The organism is Sphingobacterium psychroaquaticum (genome assembly GCF_900177625.1).
Lineage (GTDB): Bacteria > Bacteroidota > Bacteroidia > Sphingobacteriales > Sphingobacteriaceae > Sphingobacterium > Sphingobacterium psychroaquaticum.
In genome coordinates this window covers 161,010-177,699 of record NZ_FXAU01000006.1, presented here as the reverse complement: position 1 = coordinate 177,699, position 16,690 = coordinate 161,010, and the positions used below count along the sequence as shown (strand labels likewise).

General features: G+C 42.3%; 9 protein-coding genes. 8 read left to right on the top strand and 1 reads right to left on the bottom strand.

Going from position 1 to position 16,690, the window contains the following annotated elements:
* Window positions 1-85 precede the first annotated feature (85 nt).
* From B9Y69_RS15285 to B9Y69_RS15270, 4 genes are all read left to right on the top strand, one after another.
* Complete coding sequence (locus tag B9Y69_RS15285; RefSeq protein WP_085473845.1) at window positions 86-5,359, top strand: translocation/assembly module TamB domain-containing protein; 5,274 nt, start codon at window positions 86-88, stop codon at window positions 5,357-5,359.
* Complete coding sequence (tamL, locus tag B9Y69_RS15280; protein WP_234991273.1) at window positions 5,349-7,655, top strand: translocation and assembly module lipoprotein TamL; 2,307 nt, start codon at window positions 5,349-5,351, stop codon at window positions 7,653-7,655. Before B9Y69_RS15285 ends, tamL begins: the two co-directional genes overlap by 11 nt.
* Window positions 7,656-7,709: 54 nt before the next feature.
* Entirely contained in the window at window positions 7,710-8,636 is a 927-nt protein-coding gene (locus tag B9Y69_RS15275) for a malate dehydrogenase (RefSeq protein WP_085473843.1), read from the top strand.
* 246 nt (window positions 8,637-8,882) lie between these two features.
* Entirely contained in the window at window positions 8,883-9,326 is a 444-nt protein-coding gene (locus B9Y69_RS15270) for a retropepsin-like aspartic protease (RefSeq protein WP_085473842.1), read from the top strand.
* On the opposite strand, the gene B9Y69_RS15265 is transcribed toward B9Y69_RS15270, so the two are convergent.
* Window positions 9,312-10,532, bottom strand: a complete 1,221-nt coding sequence (locus B9Y69_RS15265; RefSeq protein ID WP_085473841.1) for an MFS transporter — start codon at window positions 10,530-10,532, stop codon at window positions 9,312-9,314. The genes B9Y69_RS15270 and B9Y69_RS15265 overlap by 15 nt on opposite strands.
* A gap of 124 nt (window positions 10,533-10,656) precedes the next feature.
* On the opposite strand from B9Y69_RS15265, the gene fsa reads away from it, so the two are divergent.
* From fsa to B9Y69_RS15245, 4 genes are all read left to right on the top strand, one after another.
* On the top strand, window positions 10,657-11,316 hold the full coding sequence (fsa, locus tag B9Y69_RS15260) for a fructose-6-phosphate aldolase (RefSeq protein WP_085473840.1): 660 nt from the start codon (window positions 10,657-10,659) through the stop codon (window positions 11,314-11,316).
* Window positions 11,317-11,830: 514 nt separating this feature from the next.
* Window positions 11,831-13,843 carry a collagen-like domain-containing protein gene (locus B9Y69_RS15255; protein WP_085473839.1) on the top strand — a complete coding sequence of 671 codons (2,013 nt, stop codon included), beginning with the start codon at window positions 11,831-11,833 and terminating at the stop codon, window positions 13,841-13,843.
* 6 nt (window positions 13,844-13,849) lie between these two features.
* Window positions 13,850-15,055, top strand: coding sequence for an OmpA family protein (locus B9Y69_RS15250; protein ID WP_085473838.1), 1,206 nt, complete (start codon window positions 13,850-13,852; stop codon window positions 15,053-15,055).
* 1,033 nt (window positions 15,056-16,088) lie between these two features.
* Window positions 16,089-16,556 (top strand): Fur family transcriptional regulator, encoded by a 468-nt coding sequence (locus B9Y69_RS15245; protein ID WP_234991271.1) that lies wholly within the window; start codon window positions 16,089-16,091, stop codon window positions 16,554-16,556.
* The last annotated feature ends 134 nt before the right edge of the window (window positions 16,557-16,690 follow it).

The following is a 16,690-nucleotide window of genomic DNA, read 5'->3' as shown; positions in this document are numbered from 1 at the left end:
ATTGTCGATATAAACATTTAAACTTTTTTTACGTTCTAAGGTAAGACTATCATTTATTGAATTACATACAAAAAGTGCACAGATTTTGAATAAATTTGGACGAATAGCTTTAAAAACTATCCTGTGGATCGTAGGTTCGCTCATTGCGCTCCTACTATTGGTTATATTCCTGATCCGAATCCCTTCCGTTCAAAACTATGTTGTGAACAAAGTAACCAATTATGTGGAACAGAAAATTGGAACTCCTGTTTCCATTGGTTATGTAAACATTACCTTTCCGACCAGTGTCGTGTTGGAGAACATCTACATGGAAGACCAATCCCGTGACACCCTCCTGGCAGGCGAAAAACTAAAGGTCGATATCAGCATGTGGAAACTCCTAAACAGCACGGTGGAAGTAAAGTCTATTGCGCTCGAAGGCATTACAGCAAAAATAAACCGTACCCTTCCTGATAGTTCATTCAACTTCGATTATATTGTTAAAGCCTTTGCTTCACCTCAAAAGAAACCAAAAAAAGAAGATACATCAGCTCCGTTACGTTTCAATCTCGGAGATATAGACCTCAAGCGGGTTCATTTTGTATATAAAGATGACGTAATCGGTACCAAAGCTGATATTAACCTGCGACTCTTAGAAACAAGCATCAAGAAATTTGATCTCACAAAAAACATGGCCTTCAGCCTTCCGAAGGTAGTCATTGATGGTTTGCAGGCTGATGTTGAGCAATGGCAGACCGCTCCGGCAACAGCGGGACCTAAGGCTGAAGATTTTGGTATTGTCCAGACAAAGGCCGACGCAGCTAACGACCTCCTTCCGGATATTGATATTCGAGATCTCGATTTACGCAACATACGAGTTGGTTATAAGGATGCTGGTTCGGCTATGGATACCAAGTTCGATATTAAAACACTGCTTGCGGAACTCCATAAGATCGACCTGAACAAGGAAGTGGTAGAGGTTGGCGAAGTAATCTTGGACGGAGCCGATGCTCAGGTATTATTTGCTAAAATAGCAAAGAAAAAAACATCAACACCTAGCGCAAGCACCTCCGAAGCACCTGTTAACTGGGTCGTCTCCGCAGAAAAACTATTGGTCAATAAAACCAATGTAATCTATCGCGACGACAACCAGCCCCGCATGAAAGGATTTGATTATTTCAACATCCGCATCAGCGACCTTACCACCGATCTCGAAGACTTATACTACGCAGCTGATTCTATATCCGGGTCTTTGAAAGCTTTAGTCGCTAAAGATCGTTCTGGCTTGACAATAAAAAAACTACAGGGTGATTTTGTCTATACAGACACAGGGGCTGAGATCAAAAATCTAATTGCTCAGACACCAAATACCGTTATCCGCGATTACATTAAAGTACGCTATCCATCATTAGACGCTATTGCAAAAAATCCGGGGCTCATGGTCATTGATGCCAAAATAAAAAGATCGACCATCGACATGCGTGACATCCAATACTTTGCGCCCGACTTAGCGACAATGGAAGTTATGAAGCCTCTTATGACGCGTAGCTTTTATATCGATGGAAATGTGCGTGGACGTGTAGACAACCTCACTATTCCCCATATTGAGTTTAAAACACTAGATAAAACACATTTGATTGCCAGCATGAACATCAAAGGCTTGCCTGATGTAGACAAAATGGCTATAGATCTGAATCTAAAAAAATTAACAACCGGACGTGCAGATATAGAGCGCTTAATTGCTAAGTCGCTCCTACCCGAAAATTTTGCTCTTCCAAACTCGATCAGCCTAGCCGGAACCTTCAAGGGAGGTACAAAAGGCTTTGATGCGAACCTAAGTCTCATCACTGAAAAAGGTAATGCTTCTGTAAATGGAAACCTAAAAATGGGTCGTGACACGACTTACGATGCGTATGTCACCATTGATAATTTCGATATCGGTAGTCTTTTAAAACAAGACTCCGTCTTAGGTAACCTTTCGGCTGAAGCGCAGGTGACAGGAACCGGGATAAGCCCCAAAACCATGAATGCCCATATTGTTGGCCAACTGAATATGTTGGAAGCAATGGGATATACCTACCGCAACGTGGATCTTGATGTGCAGGCCCGCGATGGTGATATTGCCGGAAAAATCATTAGTCCGGATCCCAACGTACAGTTTAACGTTGATTTTGCCGCCGACATGCGTAATAAGTATCCGAAGATACACGCGGAAATGATGATTGATAGTATCAACCTCAAAAACCTGAAGTTGATGGACGATGATTTCCGGTATCACGGAAAGATTCTTGCTGATTTTGAGACAGCCGATATCAATCACCTGAATGGTTCCATCATTGTTTCCAATTCCTCCATCGCCTACAATAACGAACGTTTTACCCTGGATACTGTTTCATTGACCGCTAAAGCAGATACCAACAGAAATACCTTGGTACTACGCTCTGAGTTCCTGAGAGCCCACTTAGTGGGTCGATATACCTTAACGGAGCTACCGATGGCCATGCAGGATATTGTACATATGTATTATAATCCCAAAGGAACACCTCCATCAAAAATGGAGTATACCCCTCAAAACTTTGAATTTAGTGCCAGCCTAAGCAATACGCGGTTTATCCGGGATTTCTTCCCGAAGCTAGAATCCATGCAGGATATTACACTCGATGGTACGTTTAATAGTACGAATAAAAGTGTAATGGCAAAACTTCTGGCTCCCAAAGTACAGTACGATGGGATGATGTTTGAGGATATAGGGGTAGATATCACGACCTCCGATAGTACCCTTTACTATTCAGCGCTGATAGAAAAAATCAAAGTCAATAATATCGAGCTGAGCAACACCGTATTTAGTGGCAGTGTGTTCGAAAACAACATGGACTTTGGACTATGGGTGAAGGACAGTAAAGATAAAGAACGCTACCATTTAGGCGCGAAGATGCGGGTTACCGAAAGCAACTACATCCTAAGCCTCAACGAAGATGGGTTGATGTTGAACTACGATAACTGGCAGATTGACCCGACCAATGCGATTAGCTTTGGCGAGGCAGGGATATTGGCACATAACTTTAGGTTGAAAAACGATGGCCAACAACTGTTGATCCAATCGCAAGATAGTGTCATGAACTCACCGATCGACCTCACATTCAATAATTTTAGAATCGAAACATTCACTGAAATCCTCGATTCAGAAATGTTGAACCTCGGCGGTGGAATTAATGGTACGGCCACCGTCTCACGCCTCGAAGGAAGTCCTGTCTTTGTATCTGACCTTACTATAGATCGTTTTTACTTCGGTCAAGATACCATTGGTAATGTGATCGTGAAAGTAAATAATGTAAAAGAAAACACCTTCTCGGTAGATGTTCGTGTCACTGAAAATGGAAACGATATTCAGTTGGTTGGTGATTATGTACAACCGCCAGATGGTAAGGGATCCATTGATGCGACCTTATCGCTCAGTCCGATGAAAATGTCTACAGTTCAAGCCTTCAGTATGGGATACCTTCAAAACTGTGAAGGCGACCTGAGCGGTGTCTTGAAAATAACAGGTCATCTTGACGAACCTCGGATTAACGGTAATGCCACCTTCCTGGATGCCCGGTTGAACATTGATATGTTGAATGCTGATTTATTGATGAATCAACAAACTGTCTATTTCAATGACCAAGGGATCCAATTTAAGCAATTTGAGATTAAAGATGCACGGGGAAACCTGGCGAAGTTAAACGGGACTATAAAAACGAAAACATATACAGATTTTGATTTCAATCTGAATTTAAATACCAACGATTTTGCGGCAGTAAACTCGACGCGAGAAGACAATGACTTATTCTACGGTAAACTGTATGTTACGTCCAACCTGCGCATTACCGGAAATTTGGACAAACCACGGATCGATGGTAACGTAAAGGCGAACAGCAAAACTGACTTTGTATTTATCGTACCAAATGACGACCCTGGGATTGCACAACGCGATGGCGTAGTAAAATTTGTGAACCGTAGCGATACGGCGAGATCCAACGTCTTTGCACGCTTAGACTCCATGACCACTGCTACGCATTTATCGGGCTACGATATTGCCTTGAATCTTACTACCGATCGAGACGCTAAGTTTAAGATTGTGTTAGATGAAGGAACCAAAGATGCGCTATTGATTCAAGGTATTGCAGAGCTGAATACCACAATCGATGCCAGCGATAAGATTACCATGTCGGGAACCTTTACCGTTGAAAAGGGAAAATATACCTTCTCTTTCGGTCCTATCGCCAAAGATTTTGGTTTCCAAAAGGGAAGTACCATTGTCTGGAACGGCGACCCACTTGATGCGCAACTGGATATAACGGCGCTCTATTCCAACAAATTTTCTTCCTTGGAACTCGTACAGTCACAGATAGGCTCCGAAAATCAGAACCTATACAAACAGCGAATTCCATTCGATGTGAAACTGATCCTGACAGGCGAGCTGTTTAAGCCAACCATTAATTTTGATATCGATCTGGATGAGAACAATGCTATTGCTTCTCAAGATGTCATCAGTAAAGTAAATATCGCTTTATCCAACTTACGTGAAGATCCAGCCGAATTGAATAAGCAAGTGTTCTCACTTATTGCATTAGGTAGATTCATGTCTGCTAATCCATTTGAAAGTCTTTCCGGCGGTGGCACAGAATCCATGGTACGAAGTACAGTAAGTTCTTTGTTGACCAACCAGTTGAACAATTTAGCATCCGATTTGATCAAAGGAGTTGAGCTCGACTTCAACTTACAGTCAGAGGAAGATTACCTAACGGGCAATGCGGAGACACGTACCGATTTAAATGTCGGCATTTCCAAGATGCTTTTTGATGAGCGGCTTAAGATTACAATAGGTTCCAATTTTGAGGTAGAAGGTAACACAAGACCAGGAGAAAATCAGACGAATATTGCGGGTGATATATCACTAGAATATCAGCTCTCAAAAGATGGCCGTTATTTTGCACGGGTATATCGGAAAAATCAATACCAAGCCACGCTACAAGGGCAATTTGTAGAAACAGGTATCGGTTTTATTATTAATATGAGCTACGATCGTTTCCGAGAACTGTTTATGTCTTCGAAAGCACTCGAACAGTATTATAATACCGAAAGTCGCGGCTTCCGACGCAGGTTTAACGTGGAACGTATGGAAATGGACTCCGTTTACCGCGATAGTGTCCGCACAGTTATTCAGGATAGCCTGATGACCCACAGTCCGGAATACCGAAAAAGAAAAGAAAAGGAACGAAAAGAAGAACTAAAAAAACAACGTGAGAAAAACAATCAACCGCCTGCAAAAAGCGTGATTGATACCACACCAAAAGCCGTCAGAAATGAAGAGGAAGAAAGGAATACCAATGAAAAGTAATACACTATTCTATTTCGGAAGCCTACTTATTTTGGCATCTTTGGCCGCCTGCAGTGGTACTAAACACCTCGCGGAAGATGAATTCCTATACGACAAAGGTACCGTAACCATCCATAAAGATAGTATGGATGCCCAGCGTAAAGCAACCTTTGAAACGTATATGCAAACACTTCTGACCCCTAAACCTAATAAAAAGTTTTTGGGGCAGCGGTTCAAACTGGGGATGTACTACGCCGGTGGCGGTGCTGATACCACAAAAAATCTGGTCCGCAACTGGCTAAAAAAACGTGGTGAAGAGCCTGTTCTTTTGAGTGATGTCAATCGAGAATACAATGAGAATATCCTGCGAAACCGCATGGAGAACCTTGGTTTCTTTAATTCTTATGTCACATCGGATACCATTATAAGAGGAAAACTTGGGGAAGTAAAATACAACGCCTTTCCAGGTAACATCTATCGTATTGCCAAAATCAATTTTGAAGTAGATTCCTTAAAAGAATTGGGACGTGATATCTACAGCACACGCAATCAGTCTTTACTCCAAGTCGGGAGTAACTATAACCTCGATGTTATTATTAACGAGCGTGAGCGGATTGACAATGACCTGAAGAATAAAGGATACTATTATTTTTCACCAGACAACCTACTGGTGGAGGTGGATAGCACGATTGGCAATCATAAAGTCAATATGTATGTAACGCTAAAGCCAGAAACACCTGAAAAAGCGAAACATCCACAAAAGATCGGTAATATTTTTATTCATCCTAATTATAAGGTAACAGATGGCGGATATACGCTATCCAACCCAAAACGGTATGAATTGTACCAAAATAATTTTTACATCATCGACCGACAGAATACCTACCGCAAGAAGGTACTGGCGAACCATATTTTCTTTAAACGTGGCGATACCTACAATCGGCAGGACCACAACTTGACGATTAGTCATTTGGTCAACCTAAATGCCTTTAAGTTTGTAAAAAACAATTTTGTAGATACACCTGACTCCACGAATAGCATGGATGTCTACTATTACTTAACGCCGTTACCGAAGCGCTCGCTGCGTTTTGAGGCACTGGCTAAAACAGCTTCAGTCTACAACGGAACGGAAGGAAATGTCAACTGGACGGTACGAAACGCCTTCAAAGGGTTTGAAACAGTGAACCTCACGCTATTTGGAGGGTATGAAACACAAACCGGTGGCAATGTAAACCTAAATTCCAGCTATCTCCGCTATGGTGCGGAAGTAAGCATCACGTGGCCGCGGTTATTATCCGTATACAAATGGGCTCCTTCGCGTCGCTTTATTCCAAAAACATACACCAAAGTAGGCTATGAATTCTTGAACCGTCGAAATGCATATACCCTGAATTCGTTAACAATCAACTACGGCTACAATTGGAAGGAGCATGAACAAAAGCAACATGATCTTGCTTTGTTGGAGATTATATATGTGCAACCGCGCAATATCTCCGCGGAGTATCAAGCACAGATGGATACCGTCCCTACGCTCCGACATATTGTAGATCCGCAGTTCTCGTTTGGCCCAAATTATAGCTACACGTTTACCAATAGCATGGAAAACAAGCAGCACACCTTTTATGCTAAGGCGGGCTTAAATACGTCCGGAAATGTGCTTGGTTTAATCCAAGGAGCCAATTACAAAGACAACAAAGTGGAGACGTTGTTTGGAACCGCCTATTCGCAATTCGTAAAAGTTGAAGCCGACTTTCGTCATTACATGAAACTAACACCGAAATCTACACTGGCTTCGCGCATTATGATCGGTACAAGTTATTCGTATGGTAACTCCAAGTCTCTACCCTACCTGAAACAATATTACACGGGCGGACCAACTGGTTTACGTGCATTCCGAGCACGTTCTGTCGGACCGGGAAGTTCCATGCCAGAAAATATTGGTAAAGAAAATTTCTTTGCCGACCAAACGGGAGACTTCAAGCTGGAGCTGAATACCGAATACCGGGCACAGATTTCAGGGATGTTCCATTGGGCCTTTTTTATCGATGCGGGAAATGTGTGGTTGCAGCGAGAGGATGAAAACAAACCCGGTGGAAAGCTTACGGGTAGTTTCTTGAAAGAATTGGCTGTAGGAGCTGGTGCCGGCTTACGATTTGACTTGGATTTCTTGATTATACGTACCGATTTAGCGCTACCGATCCGCGTGCCATACCGGCCTTCGAGCGAACGTTGGGTGTTTAAGGAAATTGACTTCGGCAGTTCAACATGGCGTCATAATAATTTGATTTTCAACCTAGCAATCGGCTATCCTTTTTAATTTTTTTCTTATATTTAGCATATAGTAGTTTTTGATCTTTTAAAACGACGCGATATGAAAATCACAGTTATTGGTGCAGGCGCTGTTGGTGCTACCACAGCCGACAATCTAGTTCGAAAAAACATGGCTGAAGAGATTATCCTTTTGGATATCAAGGAGGGTGTGGCTGAAGGGAAAGCACAAGATATGATGCAAACCTCGGCTTTGCTGGGCTTTGATTCTAAAATTATAGGTGTTACAAATGATTACAGCCGTACCGCAGGCTCTGCTGTCGCTGTGATTACTTCGGGAATTCCACGCAAACCCGGAATGACGCGTGAAGAGCTGATTGGAACCAATGCGGGGATTGTGAAATCGGTCGTCGAAAACTTAGTTAAACATTCACCTGATATCATTATTTTGATCGTATCAAATCCGATGGATACGATGACCTATTTGGCACTGAAATCAAGTGGACTTCCAAAGAACCGAATTATCGGAATGGGAGGTGCTTTGGATTCTGCGCGCTTTAAATATCAGTTAGCAGATAAACTTAATGCTTCAGCGAACGACTTAAATGCAATTGTTATAGGTGGACATGGTGATACAACGATGATTCCCCTCATCCAGCATGCCACGTGGAACAGCGTTCCGGTACGGAATTTCTTAACAGAAGAGGAACAAGATGAAATCGTAAAGAAAACAATGGTGGGCGGCGCTACACTTACAGCATTGATCGGCACTTCGGCCTGGTATGCACCTGGTGCAGCAGCAGCTGCCATGGTTGAAAGCATTGTGCGGGATCAAAATCGCTTATTCACGGCATCCGTTTACTTGGAAGGTGAATACGGTGAAACAGATATCAATATTGGTGTTCCCGTCATCATAAACAAAAAAGGTTGGGACCGCATTGTACCGCTAGAGCTTTCCGACAAAGAGGCTGCCCTATTTAAAGCATCCGCAGATGCTGTTCGTGCCATGAATGCGGTGTTGGGTGATTAGTTGGACAATTGGTAGACTATAGTTTATAGTTGGTCGAAGGAAAATAAAAAAGACACAAGGTATTGTGTCTTTTTTATCTATTACCCATGCTAATTTGAGATTTTAACCCGGACTTACATAATATCTTTTATTAGAGGACACGAGCCTTCGGCTCGCACCCGTATTCCGGCGAGGTTAAAGGCGTTAAGAACCAACAGCGAAAAAGCGGAAACAAACTCAGTTTCTTGAAGAATTTTTAAAAAAAACATGCAAAAAATACCATTAGAAATACTAAATCTACAAGGTGATGGCTACCATATCTTGGTCCGCGTCGAACTATTTGGACAAGTACATAAGATGGTAGTCGATACCGGAGCTTCCAAAACTGTGCTCGACAAAACCATGCTTCTTAACATCGGCATACAGGAAGAAGAAATGTTGCACACCGATATTCTATCCACCGGTTTAGGTACAAACAGCATGCAAAGTTATAGTATTATTATTCCGGAATTGCGGATAATGCATTGGCAGACTAAGAAGTTCAATGCGGCCATACTCGACTTAAGTGCCATCAACTATGCGTACGAACAAATGGAATTCCCTCCAGTGATAGGCATTCTGGGTGGAGATATTCTCCGTCGTTTTGCAGCAAAGATTAATTACAAGGAGCTCACGCTCACTTTAAATCAGCGTGGTCTAAAACTTGAATAAAGGTCGGTGAATATGTTGACGAAGATAGCCGTAAAAGAAAATAGCAATCGCCACTCCTGCCCCACCCATAATGTATAAGGTGGTTTTAATACCTGTATACTCCGCAACGGCACCAACCAACAACGTCCCCAAAGGCGCTACGCCTTGAAACGCCATTACATAATAGCTGATGACACGGGCTCGGTAGTGTGGCATAGCATGCGTTTGTAAATAGGTATTAATAGATGAGTTCTGCATCATCATAGCAAAAGATACCATCGCCGTAAAAAGCAAGGCTGTCGGTAAAAAATGTGCATACGCCAACAACAAGAGAGACAGCCCCATTAATAGCGCGGAGAACAAGACACGATAACGTAAATTTTGTCCTGTACGTAAACGTGCCATATTGATTGCACCAATCATTGCGCCCAAACCAGCCGCACTCTCAAACCACGAGAAAGTCGCCTCATTTCCATTAAACAAATCTTTGGCAACAGCGGGTAACAACGAAGTATAGGGAATGACAAGTAAGCTAGAAAAGGCCAACACAATAATCAATGACGCGAGGTGGGGCGATCGTTTCAAGTAATTAAATCCATCCACCAGTCCCTCCAAATTACTTTCCTTCGTTAATTTAATCTCCTCTTCGACGACATTCATGAGCATCAAACAAATAATAACCGGTATAAAACTTAGAAAGTTTATGCCAAAACAGACAAATTCGCCGTAATTCGTCAGTAACACTCCGCCAATTGCTGGCCCGACCATCCGTGCCGCATTAAATACAGACGAGTTAAGTGCTATGGCATTAGGCAGATCTCTTTTATTATCCACTAAACTAACCAACAAAGATTGCCTACCTAAGACATCAAATGCATTGATTACCCCCTGAATAAATCCCAATACAGAGAGAATCAAGACCGTCTCCCAGCCCATCCCTACAACGAGCGTCAATACGCCGGCTTGGATCATCAACGCAATCTGCGTTACAAAGACCAACCGATATTTTTTATGTTTATCTACAAAAGATCCCACAAAAGGAGATAATACAAGAGAAGGCAAAAGCGAGATAAACTGCACGAAACCAAGCCAAAATATAGAGCCCGTCATCTCATAAACCAGCCAGCTGATAGCTACACGCTGCATCCACGTACCTAAAAGCGAGATCGCTTGACCAATAAAATTCAGCTTGTAGTTCCGGTAAGAGAGGGAGCGAAATATATCCATATGGAGCTTCGTAATGTTTTGAACAAACTTATACAAGAATTGAAAATAATATAGCTATTTTTGTACCATAAATTGAAAAACACGATATTAAAATCTTTTAAATTACTATAAATCAACAATCAAAATGAAATTTTTTATTGATACAGCAAACTTAGCTCAAATCAAAGAAGCACAAGATTTAGGCGTATTGGATGGCGTAACAACCAACCCAAGTTTAATGGCTAAAGAAGGCATTAGCGGTGAAGAGAATGTACTTAACCACTACAGAGCTATCTGTGATATCGTTGATGGAGATGTAAGTGCTGAGGTTATTGCAACAGACTACGAAAATATGATCAAAGAAGGTGAAGCATTAGCTGCTTTGAATCCAAAGATTGTTGTAAAAATCCCGATGATCAAAGACGGTGTTAAAGCCATCAAATATTTCAGCAGTAAAGGTATCAAAACCAACTGTACTTTAGTATTCTCTTCTGGACAAGCGTTATTGGCTGCAAAAGCAGGTGCAACTTACGTTTCTCCTTTTGTAGGTCGTTTAGATGATATCTCAGTTGACGGCTTAGGCTTGATTGAAGAAATCCGTCTTATCTATGATAACTATGGTTTCCAAACACAAATTTTAGCGGCTTCCGTGCGCCACAGTGCTCACCTTTTAGGATGTGCTAAAATTGGTGCAGATGTGATGACTGGTCCTTTATCTGTGATTACTGCCTTGTTAAAGCACCCATTGACGGATAGCGGTCTTGCTCAATTCTTAGCTGATCACGCAAAAGCAGCAGGTAAATAATCAACTTACCTCATAACATATAAAGCCTTTGAGCAATAAACTCAAAGGCTTTTTTGTTTCTATCCCCTATCAAACCACTTTGAAAAATCCGTCCAACCGGTAACATCCAGTGAGATGATTCCCCCAATGAACCGTCTCCCGAATCTCCAAAGCACATTCACGGAATCTCCAATTCATCTTTAGAGGGGCCCCGCTTCCGCTACCATTCATGTACGGTTATCCTACTACGCATGTACGGGCTTAGTAGGACATAGGTACTGGAGTCCTACAGGAGAGGTACTAAACCCGTACATAAGGGTATCGATCCGATACATCAACCTTAGCATAACAGCCTAGTTTCCGTAAGGCAGCGACATAAAGAATATAGAGTAGGAAGTACTTTCTACAAACTGCTAACAACCAACCACGAACTACAAGCAACCACAAACTCCCTTCCCCTTTAATTTTTCTCCACTTTAAACAAAACAAACAATAAAGAAATTATTTTGTTGTAAACGATAAAAATAAAACTCTTATGAAGAAAATAATTTACACTGCAGTCTTGTTTATAACGTTACTGCATCTTACATCATGTAATGACCTCGACATCCTTGCCCCACCAGGACCAGCGGGGATGAGTGCATACAAAGAGTGGGTAAAGGCCGTTGAAGGCGGACAGATACAATGGTCCCAAGGAACCGATTTACCAAACTTCTTTAAGTTTCTAAAAGGCGAAAAAGGAGATAAGGGAGATGATGGAAAGAGTTCATACGATATCTGGAAAGATTATATTGCCAGCGGGGCTGTCGATGATCCCCACAATCCAGGTTCAAAATGGCCTGCGGGTAAAAACACACAGGCTGATTTCTATAAATTTATGACGGGTGCTAAGGGAGATGCGGGCTTAACCCCACACGTGAACGATAAAGGAAACTGGCAAATTGGTGATAAAGATACCGGCATACCCGCTAAAGGAAAAGATGGCACCGTAGTAACAATTGGCACGAATGGCAACTGGGTAATCGATGGAAAAGATAGTGGCATTTCAGCAAAAGGGAAAGATGGAAAAGATGGTACGGTAATCACGATTGGCTCAAATGGTAATTGGTTTATCGATGGCAAAGATACAGGAAGACCATCAAAAGGAGATCCGGGACCAGCAGGACCTGCGGGTAAACCTGGTACCGTGATTACTATTGGTGGAAACGGCAATTGGTTTATTGATGGTGCAGATAGCGGTAAACCATCCACCGGGAAAGATGGTTCTAAAGTCACGATTGGCGGCAATGGCAACTGGCATATTGATGGCGTCGATACGGGCGTACCGACCAAAGGCAAAGACGGCGTTGACGGTAAGAACGGATCTGTTATTACGATTAACTCCATCGGCAACTGGGTAATTGACGGAGTCGATACGGGTGTAAAGGCAGAAGGTTTAAATGGAGCTCCGGGGCCAGCGGGTAAACCAGGATCGGTTATAACCATAAGCACTACAACAGGAAATTGGGAGATTGATGGGGTAGATACAGGGAATCCATCTAAAGGAGCTAATGGTAGCAATGGTGCTGATGGTTCTAAAATAAAAATAAATGCAGCCGGAAATTGGGAAATAGATGGTGAAGATACAGGCGAACCAGCACGTGGAGCAAAAGGAGATACCGGTTCAGCAGGACCTACGGGACCTGCCGGCCAGAATGGCGAGAGTGCCTTTTCAATGTGGGTGGAAGAAGTTATGACTGGGAATATCTTTGATAAAAACAATAATCCATGGCCTCAAACCGACACTTCGTTAGAAGATTTTTGGAACTACCTTTCAGGAGAATCTGCACCAGGTGCTGTATTAGACATCACACCATTAGCCTTTGTTAAAAATTCTATCGACCCGAATGATAACACCAAAGAGATCTTCGAATTTATTACGGATCCCGAGGCTGAAGTATACGTAACTTATAAAGGCATGAAACGAACATACAAAGCTGGTTCTGATGGTAAAATTTCAATATTGCTGGAAAATGACGTTGAAAAAGATATAGCCTTTCTAGCATCTGCTAAAGCAAACAACAAATTAGAATCGACCAATTACCTGCTCAATGTCCCAGCACGTCCTGCGGTCTTTGAATTTGGAGAAGAGGCTGTGTTTGTACTTAAATTTCCAGGAATGCCTCCTGCGGTAGGAAATGGTACTGTCGGACATCCGAGCTTCCCAGGAATAGTTGTTGGAAGCTATGAGGTCACCCGACCAGACTATATTACGGCGTTGTATGACCCAGGTATTACACAAGATATGTACATACCTATACACGTAGAAAATGTACAAGACATTGTTGTTTTGGGGGGAGTCAATTTGTCCTATCAAATTCAGGCCGTAAAAGCCGATGACGTGCCACCCGAGGTTCTTAATTTATATGGGGCGGATAACTATATAAAAGTATCTCCTCCGGGAAATGCATCTGAGCATGGTAGATACACAACCACCATACAGTTTGTCAGCAAAAGCAAAAAATTGAGCTTCGCAAAGATAGACATAGAAAGACCAAAACAACTGTAAAAGACGATGAAAAAGATAACCATATTATACGCTATATCGCTCTTTTCTTATGTCTCCGCGCAAGCGCAGACCGGGACATTTGACACGGGCAGCAGGCAGGAATACAAAAAATCGACTGAGATTGGTCTTGGTGTAGATTTCCAATTCCTTAGCCGAATTAATTTTCAGAACTACGCCTCTTCCGCAGAGGGCGACCGCTATAAACTGAAGTTGCGGGATATGATGTTTGGCGGCAATATATACCTTGCCCGCGAGCTGAATCCTTGGTTTTACATTGACCTCCAAGGAACCTTGGGGGCCGTAAAGACCTTTGATGAGAACGATATCGGCAAGGAGAAAAACAAAATGTTCGCCATGGTTGGCCCGGGAATACAGTTTCGGTTGACACCACTATTTAAACGTAAATATGTGGAACCTTACTTCCGCGTAGGGGTCAACTACTACCATAAGGACTTCTATATTATCCGCCAAAATCAGCTGGAGAATTTTGAAGGTAACTTCTTGGAATGGCAGCATAGCGACCAATTCAATAAGAACACGGAAACCAAAAAGAACTTCTTCCCGATGGCCTTTGGTTTCGGGGTAAATAGCTGGTTCAACGACCGCGTCGGATTTGGGGTTCAGGGCGAGTATCTGACCACATTCAGCAGTAAACGCCTCAATTTTCCGCATGCCACAGCACGTATTATGCTGCGCTTCGGTAGCAGCAAAGCGAGCACACGGTCAGTTGATCCGGGAGCTCCAGAGATCCGTTACGTAGAAAAAATCGTAACCAAGGAAGTGCCTGTAGAGATCGTCAAAGAGGTTATTGTAGAAAAACTCATAGGCACAGAGAGTGATCCATTATTCTTGTTATTCTCGAATATCAACTTTGATTTCGATAAGAGCACCATCACACAAGAGTCCAACAAAGTACTGGACGATGCCGCTGTTATCTTAAAGAAAATGCCGAACTACAAGTTCTTAATTACCGGGTTTACAGATAGCCGCGGAGCTGTTGATTACAACCAGACGCTCTCACAAGATCGAGCCGCCGCAGTCAAGTCTGCACTTATTGCACGAGGGGTTTCGGCAAGCATGTTGAAGAGCAGAGGCGTCGGCAAGAATGCCGCTAGCTTACCTCCAACGGAAACCGCAACAGCGCGTGAAGGCGACCGTAAGGTAACCATTGAGTATATTAAAAACATGGAGTATTGGAATAAATTACCGTAAGGCGTAGTGTAGATCTGAAGAAGACTGCCTCTTAAAAAGGCAGTCTTTTTTGTATGTAAAAAGGTGTACCTCTCTCTGTGGCATGACGGCTAGAGGGGGGTAGAAATGTTATAATTAGTACGATCATTAGCCCCATTTTGTACTTACTCACTATACAATAATTCACATAATTACTCCCTCACTCGTCATCCTGAGCGAGGCACGAGGAGGGATCTAAAGAAAATATTTAGACGTAGTAAATCCTATTTTAGGGTATTTACCTATAGGATTTAAAGATACCTCCTACCGTCGGCATGACGAATAGAGGTGTTCAGAGGTGTTAAAATTAGTACCATAATGAGCCCATTTTGTACTTGCTTGCTATAGAATTATTCACAGAATTACTCACTTCGCCGTCATTCCGAACGAGGTACGAGGAGGGATCTAAAGAAAATAATTAGACTAATTTACAAAAGAATTCTCCACTAAAAAGACACAAACACCGAAGGGTTCAGCGCAGTTAAATCTTGTGTCTACAAAGCCATTTTCTACTAAGCCCCCCAACTACAAACAATCAACGACCAACTAAATCCCCTACTTATTTTCATTAAAAAACGTCATTACAAGGAGCCCAGCGACGAGACAATCTCACAGAAACCGGACTATTTGACAGGAGTAAAAACAGGTATACCCAAGCGGATATTCGTGCAATGGGTGCAGTAAAACAAGTAAAAAAACATGAGCCGATCCATCCAGAAACAACCCCGAACCGCATCATAAGAAAATGTCAAAACAAGGGAGTACAAGAGCTATCCAAAGCACTACAACTCCTCGATCTCAAAAGAAAAACACACAAAATATTTTATAGTTTTTTATAAACAACACCAGCATTGCTTTCGTCAACATAACGATTTCCCGAGCACATTTTGAACCAAAAGAACCTCAGCTGCGTCCTTGCTAGAACCGCCATAACCTACCACTTGAAATGCCCAAAACCTACGAACAAACCATCCTCACCCAATCCGAATGAACGCGTTTCATTATCGACAAAAAAATGTGTAATTTTACCTTTGTGATGATGGAAAAAAGAATAATTAAACAAGAGGATTTCGCACAATTGCTAAAGCAAAATGGGCTGAAAGTAACACCTCACAGATTGCGTGTTTTAGAAGAAATAACGCAAAAAGACGCAGCTATTTCACAGCCAGATCTAGAGAAGACATTGGGTAAGGAGATTGATCGCGTGACCTTATATCGTATCCTAGCCAGCTTCGAAGAGAAGGGAATTGTACATAAAATATTTGATTTGCATGGTACCGCAACCTATGCTGCATGTGCGCCAGGGTGTAGTCAAAACCACCACCATGACCAACATGTGCACTTCATTTGTTCGGTATGTAACTCGGTATATTGCTTGGAGGAGATTAGCCTTCCTAAGATCCAACTGCCCGCAAAATTCAACATGCAATCACTTGCTATCAATGCGGTCGGACTATGTGCTGACTGCCAAAAAGAAGACTAGGAAATGCAGGCTGAAGCGCCAGCTTTACTGCATTTTCTTTTTATAACCGACAAAACCACCTCCGCAAAAAAAGCCTTGAGCAACGAGCTAAAACAATGCGATATAAAAAAGCTAAAATTTTATCAATCAAAAAT

What these genes read in the sequence shown, in the direction of transcription:
- B9Y69_RS15250 (WP_085473838.1), top strand. Translation starts at nt 13,850, where the DNA reads ATGAAAAAGATAACCATATTATACGCTATATCGCTCTTTTCTTATGTC.
- fsa (WP_085473840.1), top strand. Translation starts at nt 10,657, where the DNA reads ATGAAATTTTTTATTGATACAGCAAACTTAGCTCAAATCAAAGAAGCA.
- B9Y69_RS15270 (WP_085473842.1), top strand. Translation starts at nt 8,883, where the DNA reads ATGCAAAAAATACCATTAGAAATACTAAATCTACAAGGTGATGGCTAC.
- B9Y69_RS15275 (WP_085473843.1), top strand. Translation starts at nt 7,710, where the DNA reads ATGAAAATCACAGTTATTGGTGCAGGCGCTGTTGGTGCTACCACAGCC.
- B9Y69_RS15245 (WP_234991271.1), top strand. Translation starts at nt 16,089, where the DNA reads ATGTGTAATTTTACCTTTGTGATGATGGAAAAAAGAATAATTAAACAA.
- B9Y69_RS15255 (WP_085473839.1), top strand. Translation starts at nt 11,831, where the DNA reads ATGAAGAAAATAATTTACACTGCAGTCTTGTTTATAACGTTACTGCAT.
- tamL (WP_234991273.1), top strand. Translation starts at nt 5,349, where the DNA reads ATGAAAAGTAATACACTATTCTATTTCGGAAGCCTACTTATTTTGGCA.
- B9Y69_RS15265 (WP_085473841.1), bottom strand. Translation starts at nt 10,532, where the DNA reads ATGGATATATTTCGCTCCCTCTCTTACCGGAACTACAAGCTGAATTTT.